The 18093-nt window shown below is 69.0% G+C and carries 17 protein-coding genes and 1 pseudogene; 11 read left to right on the forward strand and 7 right to left on the reverse strand.

Annotated features, from left to right (window positions below; all coding sequences use genetic code 11):
* Positions 1-34 precede the first annotated feature (34 nt).
* Positions 35-238, reverse strand: a complete 204-nt coding sequence (locus tag OG558_RS24750) for a cold-shock protein (protein WP_132152442.1) — start codon at positions 236-238, stop codon at positions 35-37.
* Between the two features lie 182 nt (positions 239-420).
* A complete protein-coding gene (locus OG558_RS24755; protein ID WP_405065151.1) occupies positions 421-1209 on the reverse strand; it encodes a hypothetical protein in 789 nt (262 codons plus the stop codon).
* 28 nt (positions 1210-1237) lie between these two features.
* On the opposite strand from OG558_RS24755, the gene OG558_RS24760 reads away from it, so the two are divergent.
* Positions 1238-2164 carry a sigma-70 family RNA polymerase sigma factor gene (locus OG558_RS24760; RefSeq protein ID WP_405065152.1) on the forward strand — a complete coding sequence of 309 codons (927 nt, stop codon included), beginning with the start codon at positions 1238-1240 and terminating at the stop codon, positions 2162-2164.
* On the opposite strand, the gene OG558_RS24765 is transcribed toward OG558_RS24760, so the two are convergent.
* Complete coding sequence (locus OG558_RS24765; RefSeq protein ID WP_405065153.1) at positions 2147-2719, reverse strand: dihydrofolate reductase family protein; 573 nt, start codon at positions 2717-2719, stop codon at positions 2147-2149. The genes OG558_RS24760 and OG558_RS24765 overlap by 18 nt on opposite strands.
* A gap of 335 nt (positions 2720-3054) precedes the next feature.
* Between OG558_RS24765 and OG558_RS24770 the strand changes: the two are divergent.
* The 3 genes and pseudogenes from OG558_RS24770 to OG558_RS24780 all read left to right on the forward strand — a co-directional run.
* Positions 3055-3099, forward strand: a pseudogene (locus tag OG558_RS24770) (hypothetical protein); the annotation flags it as partial.
* Positions 3100-3178: 79 nt separating this feature from the next.
* On the forward strand, positions 3179-3475 hold the full coding sequence (locus tag OG558_RS24775) for a hypothetical protein (protein ID WP_405065154.1): 297 nt from the start codon (positions 3179-3181) through the stop codon (positions 3473-3475).
* Positions 3476-3569: 94 nt separating this feature from the next.
* Positions 3570-3818: a ketopantoate reductase C-terminal domain-containing protein gene (locus tag OG558_RS24780; RefSeq protein ID WP_405065155.1), complete on the forward strand. Its 249-nt coding sequence runs from the start codon at positions 3570-3572 to the stop codon at positions 3816-3818.
* On the opposite strand, the gene OG558_RS24785 is transcribed toward OG558_RS24780, so the two are convergent.
* From OG558_RS24785 to OG558_RS24800, 4 genes are read right to left on the reverse strand one after another with little or no spacing between them, the layout of a single operon-like run.
* Positions 3815-5566: a glycoside hydrolase family 35 protein gene (locus OG558_RS24785; protein ID WP_405065156.1), complete on the reverse strand. Its 1752-nt coding sequence runs from the start codon at positions 5564-5566 to the stop codon at positions 3815-3817. The genes OG558_RS24780 and OG558_RS24785 overlap by 4 nt on opposite strands.
* Before the next feature lie 4 nt (positions 5567-5570).
* Positions 5571-6920 carry an ABC transporter substrate-binding protein gene (locus tag OG558_RS24790; RefSeq protein WP_405065157.1) on the reverse strand — a complete coding sequence of 450 codons (1350 nt, stop codon included), beginning with the start codon at positions 6918-6920 and terminating at the stop codon, positions 5571-5573.
* 11 nt (positions 6921-6931) lie between these two features.
* The gene (locus OG558_RS24795) at positions 6932-7846 is read right to left on the reverse strand and encodes a carbohydrate ABC transporter permease (protein ID WP_405065158.1); all 915 of its coding nucleotides are present in this window, start codon (positions 7844-7846) and stop codon (positions 6932-6934) included.
* Complete coding sequence (locus tag OG558_RS24800) at positions 7843-8775, reverse strand: carbohydrate ABC transporter permease (protein WP_405065159.1); 933 nt, start codon at positions 8773-8775, stop codon at positions 7843-7845. The genes OG558_RS24795 and OG558_RS24800 overlap by 4 nt, the downstream gene beginning before the upstream one ends.
* A 128-nt stretch (positions 8776-8903) precedes the next feature.
* Between OG558_RS24800 and OG558_RS24805 the strand changes: the two genes are divergently transcribed.
* From OG558_RS24805 to OG558_RS24835, 7 genes are all read left to right on the forward strand, one after another.
* Positions 8904-9932 (forward strand): LacI family DNA-binding transcriptional regulator, encoded by a 1029-nt coding sequence (locus OG558_RS24805; protein ID WP_405065160.1) that lies wholly within the window; start codon positions 8904-8906, stop codon positions 9930-9932.
* A gap of 115 nt (positions 9933-10047) precedes the next feature.
* A complete protein-coding gene (locus OG558_RS24810; protein ID WP_405065161.1) occupies positions 10048-11055 on the forward strand; it encodes a Gfo/Idh/MocA family protein in 1008 nt (335 codons plus the stop codon).
* Positions 11052-12098 carry a Gfo/Idh/MocA family protein gene (locus OG558_RS24815; protein ID WP_405065162.1) on the forward strand — a complete coding sequence of 349 codons (1047 nt, stop codon included), beginning with the start codon at positions 11052-11054 and terminating at the stop codon, positions 12096-12098. Before OG558_RS24810 ends, OG558_RS24815 begins: the two co-directional genes overlap by 4 nt.
* Before the next feature lies 1 nt (position 12099).
* Entirely contained in the window at positions 12100-12936 is an 837-nt protein-coding gene (locus tag OG558_RS24820) for a Gfo/Idh/MocA family oxidoreductase (RefSeq protein ID WP_405065163.1), read from the forward strand.
* Positions 12937-13129: 193 nt separating this feature from the next.
* Positions 13130-15541, forward strand: a complete 2412-nt coding sequence (locus OG558_RS24825) for a LuxR C-terminal-related transcriptional regulator (RefSeq protein WP_405065164.1) — start codon at positions 13130-13132, stop codon at positions 15539-15541.
* Between the two features lie 4 nt (positions 15542-15545).
* Positions 15546-17015: a cytochrome ubiquinol oxidase subunit I gene (locus OG558_RS24830; RefSeq protein ID WP_405065165.1), complete on the forward strand. Its 1470-nt coding sequence runs from the start codon at positions 15546-15548 to the stop codon at positions 17013-17015.
* Complete coding sequence (locus OG558_RS24835; RefSeq protein WP_405065166.1) at positions 17012-18052, forward strand: cytochrome d ubiquinol oxidase subunit II; 1041 nt, start codon at positions 17012-17014, stop codon at positions 18050-18052. Before OG558_RS24830 ends, OG558_RS24835 begins: the two co-directional genes overlap by 4 nt.
* Positions 18053-18093 lie beyond the last annotated feature (41 nt).

Consider the following 18093-nt stretch of genomic DNA (forward strand, 5'->3'; position numbering starts at 1 on the left):
GCCGTGATCGGCCGGGCCTGCTGTGCGCGGTGGTTCAGACCGGGCGAACGTTCTCCGCCTGCAGGCCCTTCGGGCCCTGGGCTACGTCGAACTCGACCTTCTGGTTCTCATCCAGGGACCGGAAGCCGTCCGTCGCGATCGCCGAGTAGTGCACGAACACGTCGGCGCCGCCGCCGTCCTGGGTGATGAAGCCGAAGCCCTTTTCGCCGTTGAACCACTTCACTGTTCCGCTGGCCATGATCTGCTCCTTCAGTGGGGGATGGGACCCGGCAGGTGCCGGATCCCGGGTTGCGGCACGAGCCCACCCACACAGACCAGTGGCCTGAAATGAGAAAAACGCCCGGCGGATTACATCTCCGCGGGCGCTTCGAAACGAACGTGGAACTGCAAAACTGCAACCAAGCGACAACCCTAGCACGGTCAGCAGACCATGACCGCCCCATCGGCTCGCCGTAGTACGTCGTACTCGTCCGGCCTCCCCGGCCAGGTCGCGGAGCATCCCGACCGCCCGCACTCACACGCGAACGGGTACGGCGGCAGCTCGGCCAGCCCGATGTCCGCCTGCCACAGCCGCCCCTGCCGGCAGGCCGCCTGGTTCTCGTACTCCCGCTGCAGGCGCAGCGCCGCTCCGGCCTCGAGCCTCGGCAACGGCCCTAGCGCGTCCTCGACAGCACACGTGATCGCCGCCCAATCCGGATCCGCGGGCACGTCGATGACGATCCGCCCGCACTCCGCCGCCTCACGCCGTACGAGGTCGGCCAGTACGGCGTCCCGTGCCAGCAGGCCGTCCAACCGAGCCCGGCCCGCCGGGTCCTCCGCTCGGGCCAGCCGCTGCTCCCGGGCCTGCCGGGTCTGCTCCACGTCCGGCACCAACCACACCGCAGCCGCGACCTCGTCAGCCATCGACGGGAGCAGCTGTGGTCCCTCCACCAGCGCCGGTACGTCGCCCAGCCCGCGTGCCTCGACATCGGCGGTCACCCGCCCCAGCCGATCCCGCGCGATCTTCACGAACGCCTCGGCGGCGAACTGCGGTCCCTCGGCGAGATCTTCGGCCAACGGCCGCAGCGGCGGCATCCGCCCGACGTGGTCGTAGGTCCACAGGTCGATCGGGTGCAGCGGCAGATCGCTGCGCCGCGCGAGGTCGCGGGCGATCGTCGACTTGCCCGCACCCGGAGCTCCACCGATCCACACCATCGCGGGCCAGCTCATTTGCCCCATCTTGCCAACACAATGGGGCGTGACCTTCGAGACGAGGACAGCGCCGTACCGGCGGGAGCTTCTCCAGCACTGCTACCGCATGTCCGGGTCGATCCAGGATGCGGAGGATCTGCTCCAGGAGACGCTGGTGCGCGCCTGGCGTGCCTTCGATCGGTACGACGAGAGGCGCGCGTCCCTGCGCACGTGGCTGTACCGGATCGCCACGAACACCTGCCTGAACGAGCTGGAGAGTCGCAGCCGTCGTCCACTGCCCTCGGGCCTGGTCGCCCGCGGTGAGGATCCACAAGCACCACTTGTCCGCGGTGAGGACGTCCTGTGGCTGCAGCCGTTCCCCATTGACCCCGCGGCTGTCGTCGGCGCGCGCGGAAGTCTCCGGCTTGCCTTGATCGCGGCACTGCAGTTCCTCCCCGCCAAGCAGCGGGCCGTCCTGATTCTGCGCGAGGTGCTGGACTGGTCGGCCGCGGAGATCGCCGCCGAGCTCGAGATGACCCCGGCCGCGGTCAACAGTGCGCTGCAACGGGCCCGGGCCAAACTGGCCGAGACCGGTCTCGTCGAGGAGGACGTTCTCGAGCCGGACGATCCGCGCAGCCGGGAGATTGTCGACAAGTACATCGTCGCCTTCGAGAAGGCGGATGTGGCCGCGTTCGCCGAGCTGCTCGCGGCGGACGTCGTACTGGAGATGCCGCCGTTCTACAACTGGTACGCCGGGCGCGAAGACCACCTGCGGTTCGTGGCGCGGGTCTTCGCCCTGCGCGGCACCGACTGGCGGGTGGTGCCGATCGCGGCGAACGGGCAGGCCGGGATCGCGGTCTACCGCGGTGACGGCGACGTGCACCGGTTGCACACCCTGCACGTGTTCACCATCACCGCGGCCGGCATCACCCACAACCGCACCTTCCAGGACGACGCGATCTTCGCCGCCTTCGGACTACCCCTGACCCGCTGACCGCTCGTACGTCGTCAGTACGGCGGGGCCGTTCTGGACCGTCGACGCCAACTGCAGGTGGATCGGGGCCTCCGCGGCCGGGAACAGCCGCTCGCCCGCGCCGAGGACGGTCGGGAAGGTCATCAGCCGGTACTCGTCGATCAGGTCGGCGGCCTGCAGGACCCGGACGACGCTGAGGCTGCCGACCACGCTGACATCGCGGGACTCGCGTTCGGCCCGGACCGCGTCGACGACGTCTCCCTCGATCAAGGCCGAGTTGGCCCAGCCCGAGACGTCGGTCAGCGAGTGCGAGGCGACGAGCTTCGCCATCTTGGTCATTCGGACCGAGAAGTCGTCGGTGCGGGGCGACAGCAACCGGCCGAGCAGTTCCCAGGTGGTTCGGCCGAACACCGTGACGCCGGTGTCCAGGATCGAACCGAGCCGGAACTTGTCGCCCGCGACCGGGCCCCGACCGTGCCGGAAGGCCCAGCCGCCGGCCGGGGTGCGGTCCGATCCGTCCGGGTCGGTGACGATGCCGTCGAGGCTGATGAACTGGCTGACGATGACGCGGCCCATGATGCGCTCCTGCTCTGTCCGAACGAACTGTCACGGATACATACCGCCGGCCCGGCGCCGATTCATCGCTGCTCGCCGGACTTTTCTGGCGAGCGCTTGCCGGGAGTGTGATCTTGACCGCATTCAGGTTCCCGCCTGCTATATCCCGTATACCAAGTCTCTCCGAAAGGTCGACCCGACCATGCCCGGATCGATGAGGGACTGATGAGGATTGCTGTTCTCGGCGCCGGAGCGTTCGGCGCCTACGTCGGCGCCGCGCTGCACCGCGGTGGGACCGAGGTGCACTGATCGCCCGCGGCGCCCATCTGGAAGCGATCCGGTCGAACGGTGTGAAGGTGCTCAGTCCACGCGGAGATTTCGAGGCCCGAACGCCGGCCACCGACGACCCGGCCGAGGTCGGGCCGGTCGACTATGTCTTCCTCGGGCTCAAGGCGAACTCGTACGCGAGCGGCCGGCCCGTTGATCGAGCCGCTCCTCCACGACCGCACCGTCGTCGTGGCCGCGCAGAACGGCATCCCGTGGTGGTACTTCCATGGCCTGAAGGGCCTGTACGAGGGCCGTCGGATCGAGACGGTCGACCCCGACGGCTCGGTGACCCGGGTGCTGTCACTCGAGCGAGCCGTGGGCTGTGTCGTCTATTGCTCCACGGAGCTCGAAGGGCCAGGCGTCGTACGCCACCTGGAGGGCACTCGCTTCTCCATCGGCAACCCGTGGGCGGGCGGTCCGAGCGATGCGAGCGGTTCAGTGCGGCGATGATCGCCGGTGGGCTGAAGTGCCCGGTCGAGGCGGACATCCGGACGGACATCTGGATCAAGCTGCTCGGCAACGCGTTGGCGAGCACAAGACCTCGATGCTCCAGGACCTGGAGAAGGACAAGCCGCTCGAGCTCGACGTCATCCTCGCCGCGGTCGTCGAACTCGCCGACCTCACCGGCACCAAGGCCCCACGCTGCGCGCTGTGCACGCGGTCGCAGACCTCCTCGCGACGAAGGTCGGCGCCGCCGTCCCCGCGACGACACCGGCCGGCAGGCCGGCAACCGCGGGCTCCTGAGCCAGGTGGGTCCGGCCACAGCGACGTCGGACCCACCTGTTCCACTTAGAGTTCGAGCGGTCCCAACGACGGTCCGGCGACGAAGTGCGCCACCGGATCGACCATCGCATCCAGCTCCAGTACGACGAGCTCGTTGGGGCCGGAGCGCAGTACCGGGCCCGGCACGTAGAGGGTCTCCTGCGGTCCCCGGCGCCAGTACCGGCCCAGGCAGAAGCCGTTCACCCAGGCAATTCCTTTGCCCCAAGCAACGGTCGACAGGAAGTGGTCCACCGGAGCGCCGACGTCGAACGAACCCCGCCAGGCGGTCGGGCCGACACCAGGCGCTTCCGTCGGCTGAGCACCGTCAGGTTGGCTCCACAGGTGCGGCACGCTGTCCAGGTCGATCGCACAGGCCGACCAGTCGGTGAGCTCGTCGGCACCGAGGCGGATCGGGCCGATCAGGCCCTTTGGCTCGCCGATCCGTTGGCCGTAGTTCACTCGCCCCTGGTCCTCGACGACGATCTCCAGTCGTCCGCCGTGCGGCAGCATCAGCGCCCGGTCGTGCCGCTCGCGGTCCAGCACCCCGATCGGCGCGCCGTCCAGGAACAACTGCGCGCGGTCCCGCACCTCGCCAACGGTGAGAAGAGCCGGGCCGTCCGTCGACACCTCCGTGCGGAAGAGCGCCAACCGAGTGTCCAACTCGTCCAGTGTCGGCATCTCCGGGTGTTCGCTCCAGGCTCCCCAGCGGCTCGGACCGGACAACAACCGGACCGGCGAGCCCAGCGCCGCGGAGGTTCCCGGTGCGCGCGGCCCCGACGCCGGGACAACGTCGGGGACGGGCGCGTACCGGGAGATCACCTCCCGGAAGGCGTGGAACTTCGCCGTCGGGTTCCCCGCCTCGTCCAGCGGGGCGTCATAGTCGTACGACGTGATCGTCGGACGGTAGACGCCCTTGTCGTTCGCCCCACTCGTCAGCCCGAAGTTCGTGCCGCCGTGGAGCATGTAGATGTTGACCGACGCGCCGGCCGCCAGCAGCGCGTCCAACTCGGCCGCTGCGTCGGCCACGCTGGTCGTGTGGTGCGGTCCACCCCAATAGTCGAACCACCCGACCCAGAACTCCATGCACATCAACGGCCCGGTCGGCTGATGCTTCCGCAGGGTCGCCAGCCGCTCCCCGGCCCGCGACCCGAACGACCCGGTCCGCAGTACGCCGTCCAGGCCGCCGGCCGCGAGCATGGCGTCGACCGGCTGGTCGACGGTCACCAGCGGCACCGTGATCCCGGCGCTCCGGATGATCTCCGCGACAGACTTCAGGTACGTCTGGTCGTCACCGAAGGCGCCGTACTCGTTCTCGACCTGGACCAGCAGCACCGGGCCGCCCTGATCGACCTGCAGCGGCTCCACGAGCCGCAGGACATCGAACAGGTACTCCTGCACAGCCGCCATGAACCCGGGTTCGCACCGGCGGACTCCCATGTCCGGCTCCCGGAAGAGCCAGGCGGGGAGTCCGCCGTTGTCCCACTCCGCGCAGATGTACGGGCCGGGGCGGACGATCGCGTACAGGCCGGCGGCGGCCACCTCCCGCAGGAACCGCTCGAGGTCGAGCATCCCGGAGGTGTCGAAGGTGCCCGGCCGCGGGCTGTGCGCGTTCCACGGCACGTACGTCTCGATGGTGTTGAGTCCCATCAGGCGGGCCTTCTCGATCCGGTCGGCCCAGCTGTCCGGGTGCACGCGGAAGTAGTGCAGTGCCCCGGACAGGATCCGGAAAGGCCGGCCGTCGAGAAGGAAGTCGGACTCACCGATCGCGAAATGGGTCACCGGGTCAGCCGTTTACCTGGAAGCCCTGCTGGTTGCCGTATGCAACAAGCGCGTCCTGCCAGGACTTCAGGCCGGGGTTCAGGTCGGACTTCGACTGGTACGCCTTGCCGACGGTGTCACCGTAGATGCTGTTCGCGTAGAGCTCGTACGGCAGGTAGCTCCAGCCCTTGACCACCGAGCCGGCCGCGCTGGTGAGGACATGGTTGATCTTCTGGCCGCCGAAGTACGTGCTCGCCTTGTCGACGAACGCCGGGTCCTTGAGGTCGGCCGTGGTCGCCGGGAAGCCACCGCTGGCGAGGAACGGCTTCACGCCCTCGTCGTGGTTCAGCCACTTGACGAACGCGGCCGCCAGCGCCGGGTTGGCGCTCTGCTTCAGCACGGACTCGGTGCTGCCGCCGTTCTCCGCGGTAGCCGGCTGACCGTCGTACGTCGGCATCGGGGCGACCGCCCACTTGCCGGCGCCGGCCTTGACCGACGCCTCCATCACGCCAGGCATCCAGGCGCCGGTCGGGAGCGTCGCGATCGTGCCGTCGCCGAGCGCCTTGAACCACTCGTCGGTCCAGCCCGGGATGTTCGACACCAGGCCGCTCGTGACGAGCTCGTTCCAGGTGTTCGTCCACTTCTTCGAGCCGTCGTCCTGCAGGTTGATGGTGACGTTCTTGCCGTCGGTCTTGAACGGCGTGCCGCCGGCCTGCCAGATCATGCTGGTGGTGAAGCCCGCGTCACCGGAGTCGTTGGTGATGTAGCTCTTCGGGTTGGCCGCGTGCAGCTTCTTGGCGGCCGCGACGTACTCGTCCCAGGTCTTCGGCACTGCGATGCCGTACTTGTCGAAGACCTGCTTGTTGTAGAACAGCGCCATCGGACCTGAGTCCTGTGGCAGACCGAAAAGGCCGCTGCCGGCGTGGACGGCGGCCCACGTCGAGGCCGTGTACGCCGACTCGTACTGGCTGAAGCCGTACTTGTTCAGATCGACGAGCGAGCCGGGCAGCGCGAACTGGGGGAGGGCCTGGTACTCGATCTGCGCCACGTCCGGCGCACCCGAGCCGGCCTTGATCGCGTTCTGCAGCTTGGTGTAGTGGTCGTTGCCGGTCCCGGCGTTGACGTAGTTCACCTTGACGTTCGGGTACTGCGCCATGAACGCCTTCACCTGGGCCTCCGCCGACGGCGTCCAGCTCCAGTAGGTGATCGTGCCGCCCTTCTGCAGTGCGGCGTTGACGGCATCGGGAGAGCCGGTGGCCTGCCCGCCGCTGCTGCTGTCGGACTTGGAGCCGCCGCAGGCGGCCACGACCGCGAGGGCCGTGAGGGCGGCTCCGGCAACCACCAGCTGCCGGATGCCACGCCAGTGTGACTTCATGGGTGTTCCTTTCATTTCACGCTGCCAGCGCTCAGGCCGGACTGCCAGAACCGCTGAAGGAGGAGGAAGGCGACCACGAGGGGCACGATGGTCAGCAAGGACCCCGTGATCACCAGGTTGTAGATGGGGCGGGCACCGACGCCGGTCGCTTGGTTGCTCCACTGGGTGAGGCCGACCGTGAGCGGGTAGAGGTTGGGTTTGCTGAGCATGATCAGCGGCAGGAAGTAGTTGTTCCAGGTCGAGACCACCGCGAACAGCAGCGTCGTGACGATGCCGGGGGCAAGCAACCGCAGCGCCACGGTGAAGAACGTCCGGACCTCGCCGGCGCCGTCGATCCGGGCCGCCTCGAGCAGCTCGTGCGGTACGGCGTCGGTCGCGTACACCCACATCAGGTACAACCCGAACGGGCTGACCAGCGACGGGATGATGATCGCCCACACGGTGTTGGTCAGCCCGAGGTTCGAGAACATCAGGAACGTCGGCACCGCCAGCGCCGTCCCGGGGACGGCGACCGCACCCAGCAGGATCGCGAACACGGCCCGCCGCCCGGCGAACTTGTACTTCGCCAGCCCGTAACCGGCCGCGGTCGCGAGCAGGGTCGCCCCGCCCGCGCCGACGACCACGTAGAGCACCGTGTTGCCGAGCCAGCGCAGGAAGATGCCGTCGTTGTAGGTCAGCGTGTCCTTGATATTGCTGAAGAACGCGAAGCTCTTCCCGAACCACAGACCAGGAGTGGACAGCAGGTCGTCCTGCGTCTTGGTTGCGCTAAGCAACAACCATACGAGTGGGACGAGCGTGTAGAGCAGGTAGAGCACCATCACGCCGGTCAGCAGTGGCGACCGCTTCGGCCGCAACGGCGAGGTCCCGGTCTTCTTGGCGGCGCGCGCCGTACGGGCGACGCGTGGTCTGTCCACGGTGGTCGTCATAGTGTCTCCCGGGAGCCGCGGAGCTGGACGACGTACGCGATGATCGCGGTGATGACGCCCATCACGATCGCGATCGTGGCGGAGTAGTTGAACTGCTGCCCGGCGAAGGACAGGTTGTAGGCGTACATGTTGGGCGTGTAGTACGTGGTGATCACGTTCGGCGCCAGCGTGCGCAGGATGTTCGGCTCGTTGAAGAGCTGGAAGCTGCCGATGATCGAGAAGATCGTCGCGATCACGATCGCGCCGCGCAGTGCCGGCAGCTTGACCGCCCGGATCGTCCGGAACGTCCCGGCGCCGTCGATCGCGGCCGCCTCGTAGAGCTCGCCGGGCACCGTGCGCAGCGCCGAGTAGAAGATCAGCATGTTGTAGCCGACGAACTCCCAGGTGACGATGTTGGCGATCGAGGGCAGCATCCAACTGCCGCTGAGCGGCTGGATCGCGGTCGTGCCGAACAGGTCGTTGAGGTTCGCGGCCAGGCCGAAGTTGTCGCCGTAGATGTAGCCCCACATGAGCACGGCGACCACGCCGGGCACGGCGTACGGCAGGAAGATCACGATCCGGAAGAAGCCGGCCGCGTGCAGCCGGGCACTGTCGATCGCGAGCGCTGCGAGCAGGGCCAGGATCAGCATCACCGGCACCTGGACGACCAGGAAAACCGCGACCCGGCCGAATGCCTCCCAGAACTTCGGGTCCCGCAGCGCCTCGGTGTAGTTGTCCAGCCCGACGAACACGGTGCCGCCGAAGAACGCCTGATCGCGGTACAGACTCAGGTAGATCGCGTACCCGATCGGGGCCAGGAAGGTGAGCGCGAAGACGGCCAGGAATGGGCCGACGAACAGCCACCCCTTGCCGTCCTGGGCCGCTCTCCGGCGCCGGCGACCTGCCGCGCGCACCGGCCTGATGTGGTCCTGGGCCACGGACTCCGCCATGTCCGTCGACCTCCTCTCGCTTTCCGCGTCCGCGACGCGCGCAATGTTTACGTCAACATCGATGCGGTGAAGGTAACGTGTTTACGTCAACATGTCTACACTGCGGGCACAACTGAGGGAGGGGACCGATGTCAGCGGACGAATCATCGGTACGGCGGCGGCCGTCGATGGCGGACGTCGCCAGACTCGCCGGTGTGTCCGGGCAGACGGTGTCCCGGGTCGCGAACGACCGGCACAACGTCGACGCGACCACCCGGGACCGGGTCCGGGCCGCGATGCGCGAGCTCGGCTACCGGCCGAACAGTGCAGCCCGCGCGCTGCGCAACGGCGAGTTCCGCAGTATCGGCGTGATCGTCTTCGAGCTGTCCAGCTTCGGTACGACGCGCACCCTCGACGCGATCGCGACCGCAGCCACCATCAGCGGGTACGCGATCAACCTGCTGCCGGTGCTGGACGTCACCCAGAACGCGGTGACGAACGCGTTCAGCCGGCTCGACGAGCAGGCGGTGGATGGCGTGATCATCCTGATCGAGGCGCACACCCTGGACGAGGCCGGCGTACTGCTACCCGACGGGCTGCCCGTCGTGGTCGTCGACTCCAGCGCGCATTACGACTACCCGATCGTCGACACCGACCAGGCGCAAGGCGCACGGCTGGCCACCGAGCACCTGCTGGAGTTGGGGCACGAGACGGTGTGGCACCTCGGTGGACCACCCACGTCGTTCGCGGCGGATCGACGCCGGCGGTCCTGGGAGCAGACTCTGATCGACCACGGCCGGGATGTGCCGCCGGTGCTCGATGGTGACTGGACATCCAGCTCCGGGTATGAGGCCGGCCGCCGGCTCGCCGTCAATGACAAGGTGACCGCGGTCTTCGTGGCCAACGACCAGATGGCGCTCGGCCTACTGCGAGCGCTGTACGAGCGAGGTCGCGCAGTGCCCGACGACGTCAGCGTGGTCGGCTTCGACGACATGGAGGAGGCGGCCCACTTCTGGCCGCCGCTCACCACCGTCCGGCAGACGTTCGCGGAGGTCGGCCGCCAAAGCGTGGATGCGTTGATCGCCGAGATCCGGGCCGGCGAACATCACCACGCCCCGGTCGCCGTCCCGACCGAACTCATCGTCCGCCGCAGCACCGCGCCACCACGGAAGACCTAGACCGCCGTTCTACCGGAACTTCGTCGCCACCGAGCAGGCCGCCGAAGCCGTGTCCATCACCGTCCGGGCCGGACTTCGAGTTGCTGGCGGTCTGGTTGCGGGGTTGACTCGATCCATGCCCGCATCCCTCCGGCTGGCCGTGATCGGCGCCGCCCACGCCCATGTCAGGTACGCGCTGGACGAGGTGCCCGTGCGCGCGGACCTGGACCTCGTCGCCGTCGCGGATCCGGATCCGGCCACGGCAGGCCGGTACGCCGCGGAGTTCGACGTACCGGCGTACGACGACCACCGCCGACTGCTCGCCGAACTGCGACCCGACGTCGTCATGGTCGCCGGGGTCTACGCCGACCGCGCCGAGGCGATCGTCGACTCACTCCGTGCCGGAGCCCATGTGCTCGCGGACAAACCACTCTGTACGACGCTCGCCGAGCTCGACGCGATCGAGGCCGCTCAGCGTGAGACCGGGCGCATCGTCACCTTGCTGCTGGAGAAGCGGAACTATCCGGAAACCGTCGCGGCTCGTGCGCTGCTGGCCGACGGTTCGCTGGGAGAGCTCGTCCAGGTCGCATCGACCGGGCCGCACAAACTCAACCGGCCGACGCGGCCGGACTGGTTCCTCACCAGGAGGGGGTACGGCGGGATCCTCGGCGATCTCGCGGTCCACGACATCGACCTCGTCCTGTTGTTGTCGGGAGCAACCGAAGGAACGGTCACCGGGCTGGTGGATGGCAGTGAGTTCGCGCTGTCCGGCTCCCTGCTGCTCAGAGCCGGGCCGGTTGCCGCGACGATCGAAGTCAACTGGCTGACGCCCGCAGCATCGCCGTACCACGGTGACTACCGGATGCGGCTGACCGGAACCGAGGGCACGGCCGAGTTGTTCTGGGCGCAGAACAAGTTGATCGCGGCAACCACTGAACGTCCGCCCTGGCAGCTGGAACTGCCGCCCCGCCGGCGACCGGCGGCCGACGCGTTCGATGCGTTCGCGGCGGGCCTCGAGCCCGAGATCAGTACGGCGGCCGGCTTCGGCGCGACGCGGGTCGCGCTGCTCGCCCAGGAGAGCGCCGACGCGGGCGGAGTCGTGGTGCCGTGGACCAACGGACAACTGAGAGGACAGGCCGGATGAAGTTCGCAGTGGTCGGTGCCGGAGTCATCGGTGAGACCCACGCCCGCCTGATCACGTCTCTGCCCGGAGAGGCGGAGCTGGTCGCGCTGGTCGACGTGGAGGCGGACCGGGCCGTCGCGCTGAGCGGCAAGTACGGCGGCGAGCCGATGAGCGACCTGAAGCAGGCCTGCGCCCGGCCGGACATCGACGCGGTCAGCATCTGCTTGCCCAGCGGGCTGCACGCCGATGCCGCCATCACCGCGCTCGAGGCCGGCAAACACGTCATCGTGGAGAAACCGATCGACGTGACGCTGGCAGCGGCCGACCGGCTGATCGACGTGGAGCAGCGGACCGGGCTGACCGTGGCGGTGATCAGCCAGCGCCGGTTCCAGCCCGCGCCCGCCTTCGTCCACCAGGCGGTCGCCGCGGGCCGGCTGGGCCGGATCACCGCGGGCATCGCCGAGTCGCCCTTCTGGCGCTCGCAGGAGTACTACGACTCCGGCGGCTGGCGCGGCACGGTCGAGCTCGACGGCGGCGGAGCCCTGATGAACCAGGGCATCCATGTGGTCGACCTGCTGCTGTGGATGCTGGGCGAGCCCGTCGAGGTGCAGGCGTACAGCGAGCTGCTCGCGCATGAGCGGATCGACGTCGAGGACACCGTGGCCGCGACCGTGCGGTTCCGCAGTGGGGCGATCGGATCGATCCTGGCGACGACTGCGGCGTACCCGGGCCGGCCGGTTCGGCTGTCCGTGTACGGCGACCGCGGCAGCGCCGTGATCGAGCAGGACGACCTCGTTGCCTTCGACACCGCCGACGATGAACCCACGGACCAGGCGAGCGGGCGCCAGCCGAACCTCGCCGAGGAGCCAGCGGGCGAGGCGAGCGTCTCGCGGTCGGTCGCCGACGCCCATCGCGACCAGTACCTCGATTTCATCGCGGCGGTGCGCGACGGCCGCCCGCCGGCGATCGGCACCCGGGACGCCCGGCGTGCGCTCGAACTGGTGCTCGGAATCTACGAATCCGCCCGGACCGGTGCCCCGGTCCGGCTCACCGGGAGAGAGTGACGTGCGCATCGGCATCATCGGTACGGAGAACTCCCACGTCGACCACATCATCGAGTACCTGAACGTGGAGCGCCGAGCCGGGGACACCCGCGTCGTTGCCATCAGCGGCGGTGCGAGCGCACGGAACGAGAAGCTCCGCGCCACCGGGCAGCTCGAGCGGCTCGTCGACGCGCCCGCGGACCTGCTCGGCCTGGTCGACGCGGTGATCATCACCGACCGGCACGGCGGTCTGCACCGGGAGCACGCCGTACCGTTCCTCGCCGAAGGCCTGCCGGTGTTCGTGGACAAGCCGCTTGCGTGCACAGAGGCCGACGCCCGGGCGATCGTTGCCGCGGCGCGCGAACACGACGCGCCGTTGACCTCGTCGTCTGCCGTCCGCTGGGTGCCGGACACGGACGCGCTCGCCGGGCAGGCGGCGACGCTCGGCGCTCCGCAGACGGTGATCACCACCGGACCGGCGGATCCGGACAGTCAGTACGGCGGCATCTACTTCTATGGCATCCACCCGGTCGACGTCGCCCTCAGGCTCGCGCCCGGTGCGATTGGCGACGTACGCGTGGAAAAGGTCGCCGACACGATCATCGCCACCGCCGACGTCGGTGGGGTCCGGGTCGCGGTCCAGTTGGTGCGGCCGGGACCGGACGGCCAGGTCCCGTTCCACGGCATGGTCGTCGGTCGGCACGGTCTCGCGGCCCGCGAGCTCACCCTCGGCAAGTCGTACGTCGAACCCGGCCTGCGTGTATTCCTGGAGATGGCCGAGACCCGCCGGCCACCGATCGAGTACGACGACCTGGTGCGCCCGATGCAGTTCCTCGACGCCGTCGTCGAGGCGATCTGACCTCAGCCGTAGCCGCCCGAGTTCGTTGACGGAGCACGCCCCCGCGTCACCGCGGCGCTCGTCTGCCTGTTTCACCCTATTAGGGCGATGCCGGGTGTCGGCTGCGAAGCACACAGTCGAAAAGAAGGGACCAGTCGCACGGTCCGGCCTGGCCGGACGGTGCGAAGCAGGCTGTGCGGAGGGGGCCGGGGGCATGAGGGTGGATTCGTGGGCGGAGCGCATCGGACAGCACACGCCGGTCAGACCCGCGCTGAGATCTGTGATCGAGCCGGCCATCCCGCCTAGCTGGAACGAGCCGCCGGCGCCTCCCTTCCGCGTCGTCCAGCGGTCGCGGTTGCTCGACCGCATCTCGCAGGCCGTCCAGGAGGTTCCGCTGACACTGGTGAGCGCACCGGCCGGGTCCGGCAAGACGGTACTCCTCGCGGCGTGGGCGAGGAGTCACCCAGAGACACCGGTGGCCTGGCTCTCGTTGGCCGGCTGTGACGACACATTCATCCCGGATGTGCGCAGCGCGCTCGCCGCCGGGACCGCAGAGGCCGAACCGATTGTCCTCGTTCTCGATGGCGCCGAACGGGTATGGCGCCAGTCGGTCTTGGAGCAGTTGGTCCGGCTGCTCGACACGACCGGGGACCGGCTCCGGGTAGTGATGACGACCCGGGTGGATCCGCCGCTGCCGTTGCACCGCTACAGACTGGACGGGACGCTCGCAGAGATCCGGTACGACGACCTCGCCTTCACCGGCGCGGAAGTCGAGGAGTTGCTCGGCGCCCATGACATCACGGAGCCGGAGGCAGCGACCTGGGACGTGCTCGACCGGACCGAGGGCTGGGCGGCCGGCGTACGGTTGGCAGCGCTCGCACTCCGCGCCGGCGACCACCGGACCCTGCCGCTGGGGTTCGCGACCGACTACCTGGCCGCGGAGGTGTTCGGTGATCTCGGCGGGGACGATCGAGACTTCCTGCTCAGGATCAGCCTGGTCGACGACGTCACCCCGGAGCTCGGTGCCGCGCTCGCGGATCGCCCGGACGCCGACGAGGTGCTGCACCGGATGGCGATCGGCAACACCTTCGTCCAACCGGCGCACGGCCGCGCCGATCACTACCGGATCCACCCGCTCTTCCGTGAGTTCCTCCGCGCCAGGCTGGACCGCACGCTGCCCTCCGCGATCGGCGACCTGCAGCGGCGGGCCGCGGACTGGTACGGCGCGAACGGCCGAACGCTCGAGGCAGTCAGGCATTCCGCCGAGAGGGGTGACTGGGCACGCGCCGCCGGCTTCGTCGTCAACGGCCTGGGCGTTGGTGACCTGCTGCTGCCGACCCGGGTGGGCTCGGAGCTGGCCCGCAGTCTGTCGGCCATGCCCGACGCGGACTCCGCTGACGTCCAGCTCGTTCGCGCCGCGATCGCCGTCGCCGACGACGATGTCGCCGCGGCCAGGGCAAGCCTTGCGCGCTGCGCGGTGGACCCGCCTGTCAGCAGCGGCTGGGCCGTGTCGTCCGCTGTCGTGACCACCCTGCTGCACGACAAGTCAGGCAGCATCGACCAGACCTTGCTCGCCGCTCGCGCAGGGCGGGACGAACTGGCCGCGCACGGGAACGCAGTACTGAAGGCGCTGGTCCTGAGTGCGGAGGGTACGGCGTACCTCCGCGGCGGCGACCTCGATGTCGCATGCACTGTGCTCGCCGACGCGGTCCGGACGGCTGCTACGGGTGACTGCGAGGATCTCCGGCTGCGATGCCTAGCCACGCTGGCGCTCGCCGAGGCCTGCCGTGGGCATCTGTCCCGCGGACAAGTGCTCGCGGACACGGCCGAGCGACTCGCCACGGAGTCCGTCGCCGCGGCGGAGCGTCCCGCCGCAACACATCTGGCGCACGCGTGGGTGGCGCTCGAACGTCAGGAGCTCACCCGGGCCCAGCACTCCCTCGATCGCGCTCGCCGGCTCCGCGAGACGCAGGACGACAACCTGCTGAGCTCGGTGTCCTCGCTGTTGCGCGTACGGCTGATGCGGGACCGGGGCGACCGGGTCGGTGCGCGGTGTGCGCTGAGGAACTCGGCACCGCCGGACGGCTGGCTGCGCGGGTACGTCGAGGCCGAGGCGGCGGGAGTCGGTCTGGACCAGGCCGGGCGGGACGACGTGACCTACCGCCGGACGATGACCGCATCGCAGCGGGTGCAGGACCTCCTGGATCTCGCGCGGGCCGAATGGCTCGACGGCAACGCCGGTAGTGGCCGGTCAGGCATCGTCGAGGCGCTGTTGCTCGCTCGCGGTGAACGGATCCGCCGCCCGTTCACGCACACGCCCGCGCGGCTGCGGGCGATCATCCGCGACGATGCGGCGCTGCGTTCGCTGGCCGGCTGGCTGCGCCCGGACCTGACAACGGCCGCGGGTCCGGCGGACGCCCCGGCTCCGATCGTCGAGGAACTTTCGGAGCGGGAGCTCGACGTCCTGCGATGGCTCGCGCAGTTGCGCACCACCAGCGAGATCGCCGCCGAGCTGTTCATCTCGGCCAACACCGTGAAGTCGCACGTCCGGAACATCCTGCGGAAACTCTCCGTGTCGAGCCGCAACGAGGCAGTCCGCCGGGCGTGGGACCTCGACCTGGTCTGACGAAATGATCGTGGGGGAGACCGTCAGCAGTGTGGCCGTCGCGGCCGCCGTGAACCCGGTTCCGTGGGCGCGGGCGCAGATGGCGTTCACACTCGCCTTCCACATCATCCTGGTGCCGCTCGGGGTGTCGTGGGCGTTCATGACGCTGATCGCCAACTACCGCGGGATCAAGCGTGATGACCACGACGCGCTGGTGCTGGCGCAACGGTGGTCGAAGTACATGGCTGTGACGTTCGCCGTCGGAGCGGTGACCGGGACCGTGCTGAGTTTCGAGTTCGGCCTGCTCTGGCCGCGGTTCATGGGCATCTATGGCGACGCGTTCGGGATCCCGTTCGCGTTCGAGGGGCTGTTCTTCTTCACCGAGGCGATCTTCGTCGCGATCTACATCTTCGGCTGGCGCCGGCTGAAACCGTGGACGCACTTCTGGACCGGCGTACCGATCGTGCTGGCCGGCGTCTTCGGCTCGATCTCGGTGGTTGCGGCGAACGCGTGGATGAACGCGCCGGCCGGCTTCACGATGAACGCGAACGGTGAGATCACCAAGGTCGAACCGCTCGAGGTGATCTTCAACGACGCGATGCCGTTGCAGGCCGCGCACATGGTCATCGCGGCGTACCTGGTCGGCGGGTTCCTGGTCGCGTCGGTCTACGCGACCGGGATGCTGCGGGGCCGCAACGACCGGTACCACCGGATCGGGTTCACCATCGCGTTCACGGTCGCCGCGATCATGACGCCGATCCAGATGGGAGTCGGCGATGCGCTGGCCCGGTGGGTGTACAACCACCAGCCGGAGAAGTTCGCCGCGATCGAGCTCGTGCCGACGACGGGTTCCGACGTACCCGAGATCCTGCTGGGCAAGCTGAACTCGGACGGCACCATCTCCGGTGGGATCCCGATCCCGGGACTGGCGTCCTGGCTGTCCGATCCGAGCACCGGCACGGCGACCGTCGTCCAAGGCCTGGACAGTGTTCCGGTCGGGGATCGGCCGACGATCTCGGACACGGACGTCGTCCACTTGGCGTGGGACGTCATGGTCGGACTGGGCACAGTTCTGTTCCTCCTGTCGGTCTGGTACGGGCTGACGTGGCTCTTCCGCCGGCGGATGCCCAAGAGCAGGTGGTTCCTGCGCGCCGCTGCGTGCACCGGCGTGCTCGCGGTGATCGCGATGGAGGCGGGCTGGATCGTCACCGAGGTCGGCCGGCAACCGTGGATCGTCTACAACCAGATGAAGGTGGAGGAGGCGGCCACCGCCAACACCGGCGTCTGGATCACGTTCATCGCCGTCTTCATGCTCTACGCCGCGCTCGGCGTCACGACGATCCTGGTGCTGCGGGGAATGAGCCGGCGCTTCCGCCGGTCGGGCGGTTTCATCGACAGCGACACGCCGTACGGGCCCGCGCCGGCGGCTGCCGTGGAGGAGGGCCGGGAGCAGGTCGGGAAGGAGACCGAGGCGGTCGAGGAGCGGGCACCGTGAGTACGGCGATCGCAGTCGTGCTGATGCTCGCCCTGGTGGCGTACGCCGTGTTCGGCGGAGCCGACTTCGGCGCCGGGTTCTGGGACCTGACCGCGGGCGGACCCGAGCGCGGCGCGGAACCGCGCGCGGTGATCGAGCGGTCGATCGGTCCGGTGTGGGAGGCGAACCACGTCTGGCTGATCTTCATCTTCGTCGTCACCTGGACCGCGTTCCCGGCGGCGTACGAGTCGATCGCGCTGACCTTGTTCGTCCCGCTCACCCTGGCCGCGCTCGGGATCGTCCTGCGCGGTGCGAGTTTCGCTTTCCGCAAGGTGGTGGTGACGCTGCGGTTCCGGCGGGTCTTCGGCGGGGCGTTCGCGTTGTCGTCGGTCCTCGTCCCGTTCTGCATGGGTGCGATCGCGGGTGGCATCGCATCGGGGCACGTGCCGTCGGGTGGGAAGGCCGGCGACCCGGTCGACAGCTGGCTGAATCCGACGTCGGTGGTGACCGGGGTGCTCGGGGTGGTGGTGGCGGCGTACCTGGCGGCGGTGTACCTCGTGTGGGACGCGAGGCATTTCCGCCAGTTCTCGATGGCCGAGTACTTCCGCCGGCGGGCCGTGGTGAGCGCCGTCGCCGCGGCAGTGGTCGCGGTGGCCGGCCTGTTCGTCCTGAACGCCGATGCACCGCACGTCTTCGACGGCCTGACGTCGAGAGCACTCCCGACCGCGATCCTCAGTGTGGTCTGCGGATTCGGTGCCCTGGTGTTGTTGATGCGGTACGCCGCTCGCGGTGCGCGGGTTCTCGCCATCCTGGCGGTTGCCTTGATCATCGTCAGTTGGGGCATTGCCCAGTGGCCGTACATCCTGCCGGAGAGCTTGACCGTCTCGGCGGCCGCCGCACCCGAGGGCACCTTGGTGACGTTGCTCGTGGCGGTCGGACTGGCACTGGCGATCGTGGTGCCTGGTTTCGTCCTGCTCTACGTGCTCGAGCAGCGTGCGCTGCTCCGCGAGGAGGAGACCGAGGACGCCGGTGACCGCACAATCATCACTGGCGGGTGATTGCCGTCAGGGGCGACCGGCCGATGGTGGAGGTAGGCCCG

Origin of the sequence: Kribbella sp. NBC_01510 (genome assembly GCF_045040325.1) — a bacterium.
GTDB lineage: Bacteria > Actinomycetota > Actinomycetes > Propionibacteriales > Kribbellaceae > Kribbella.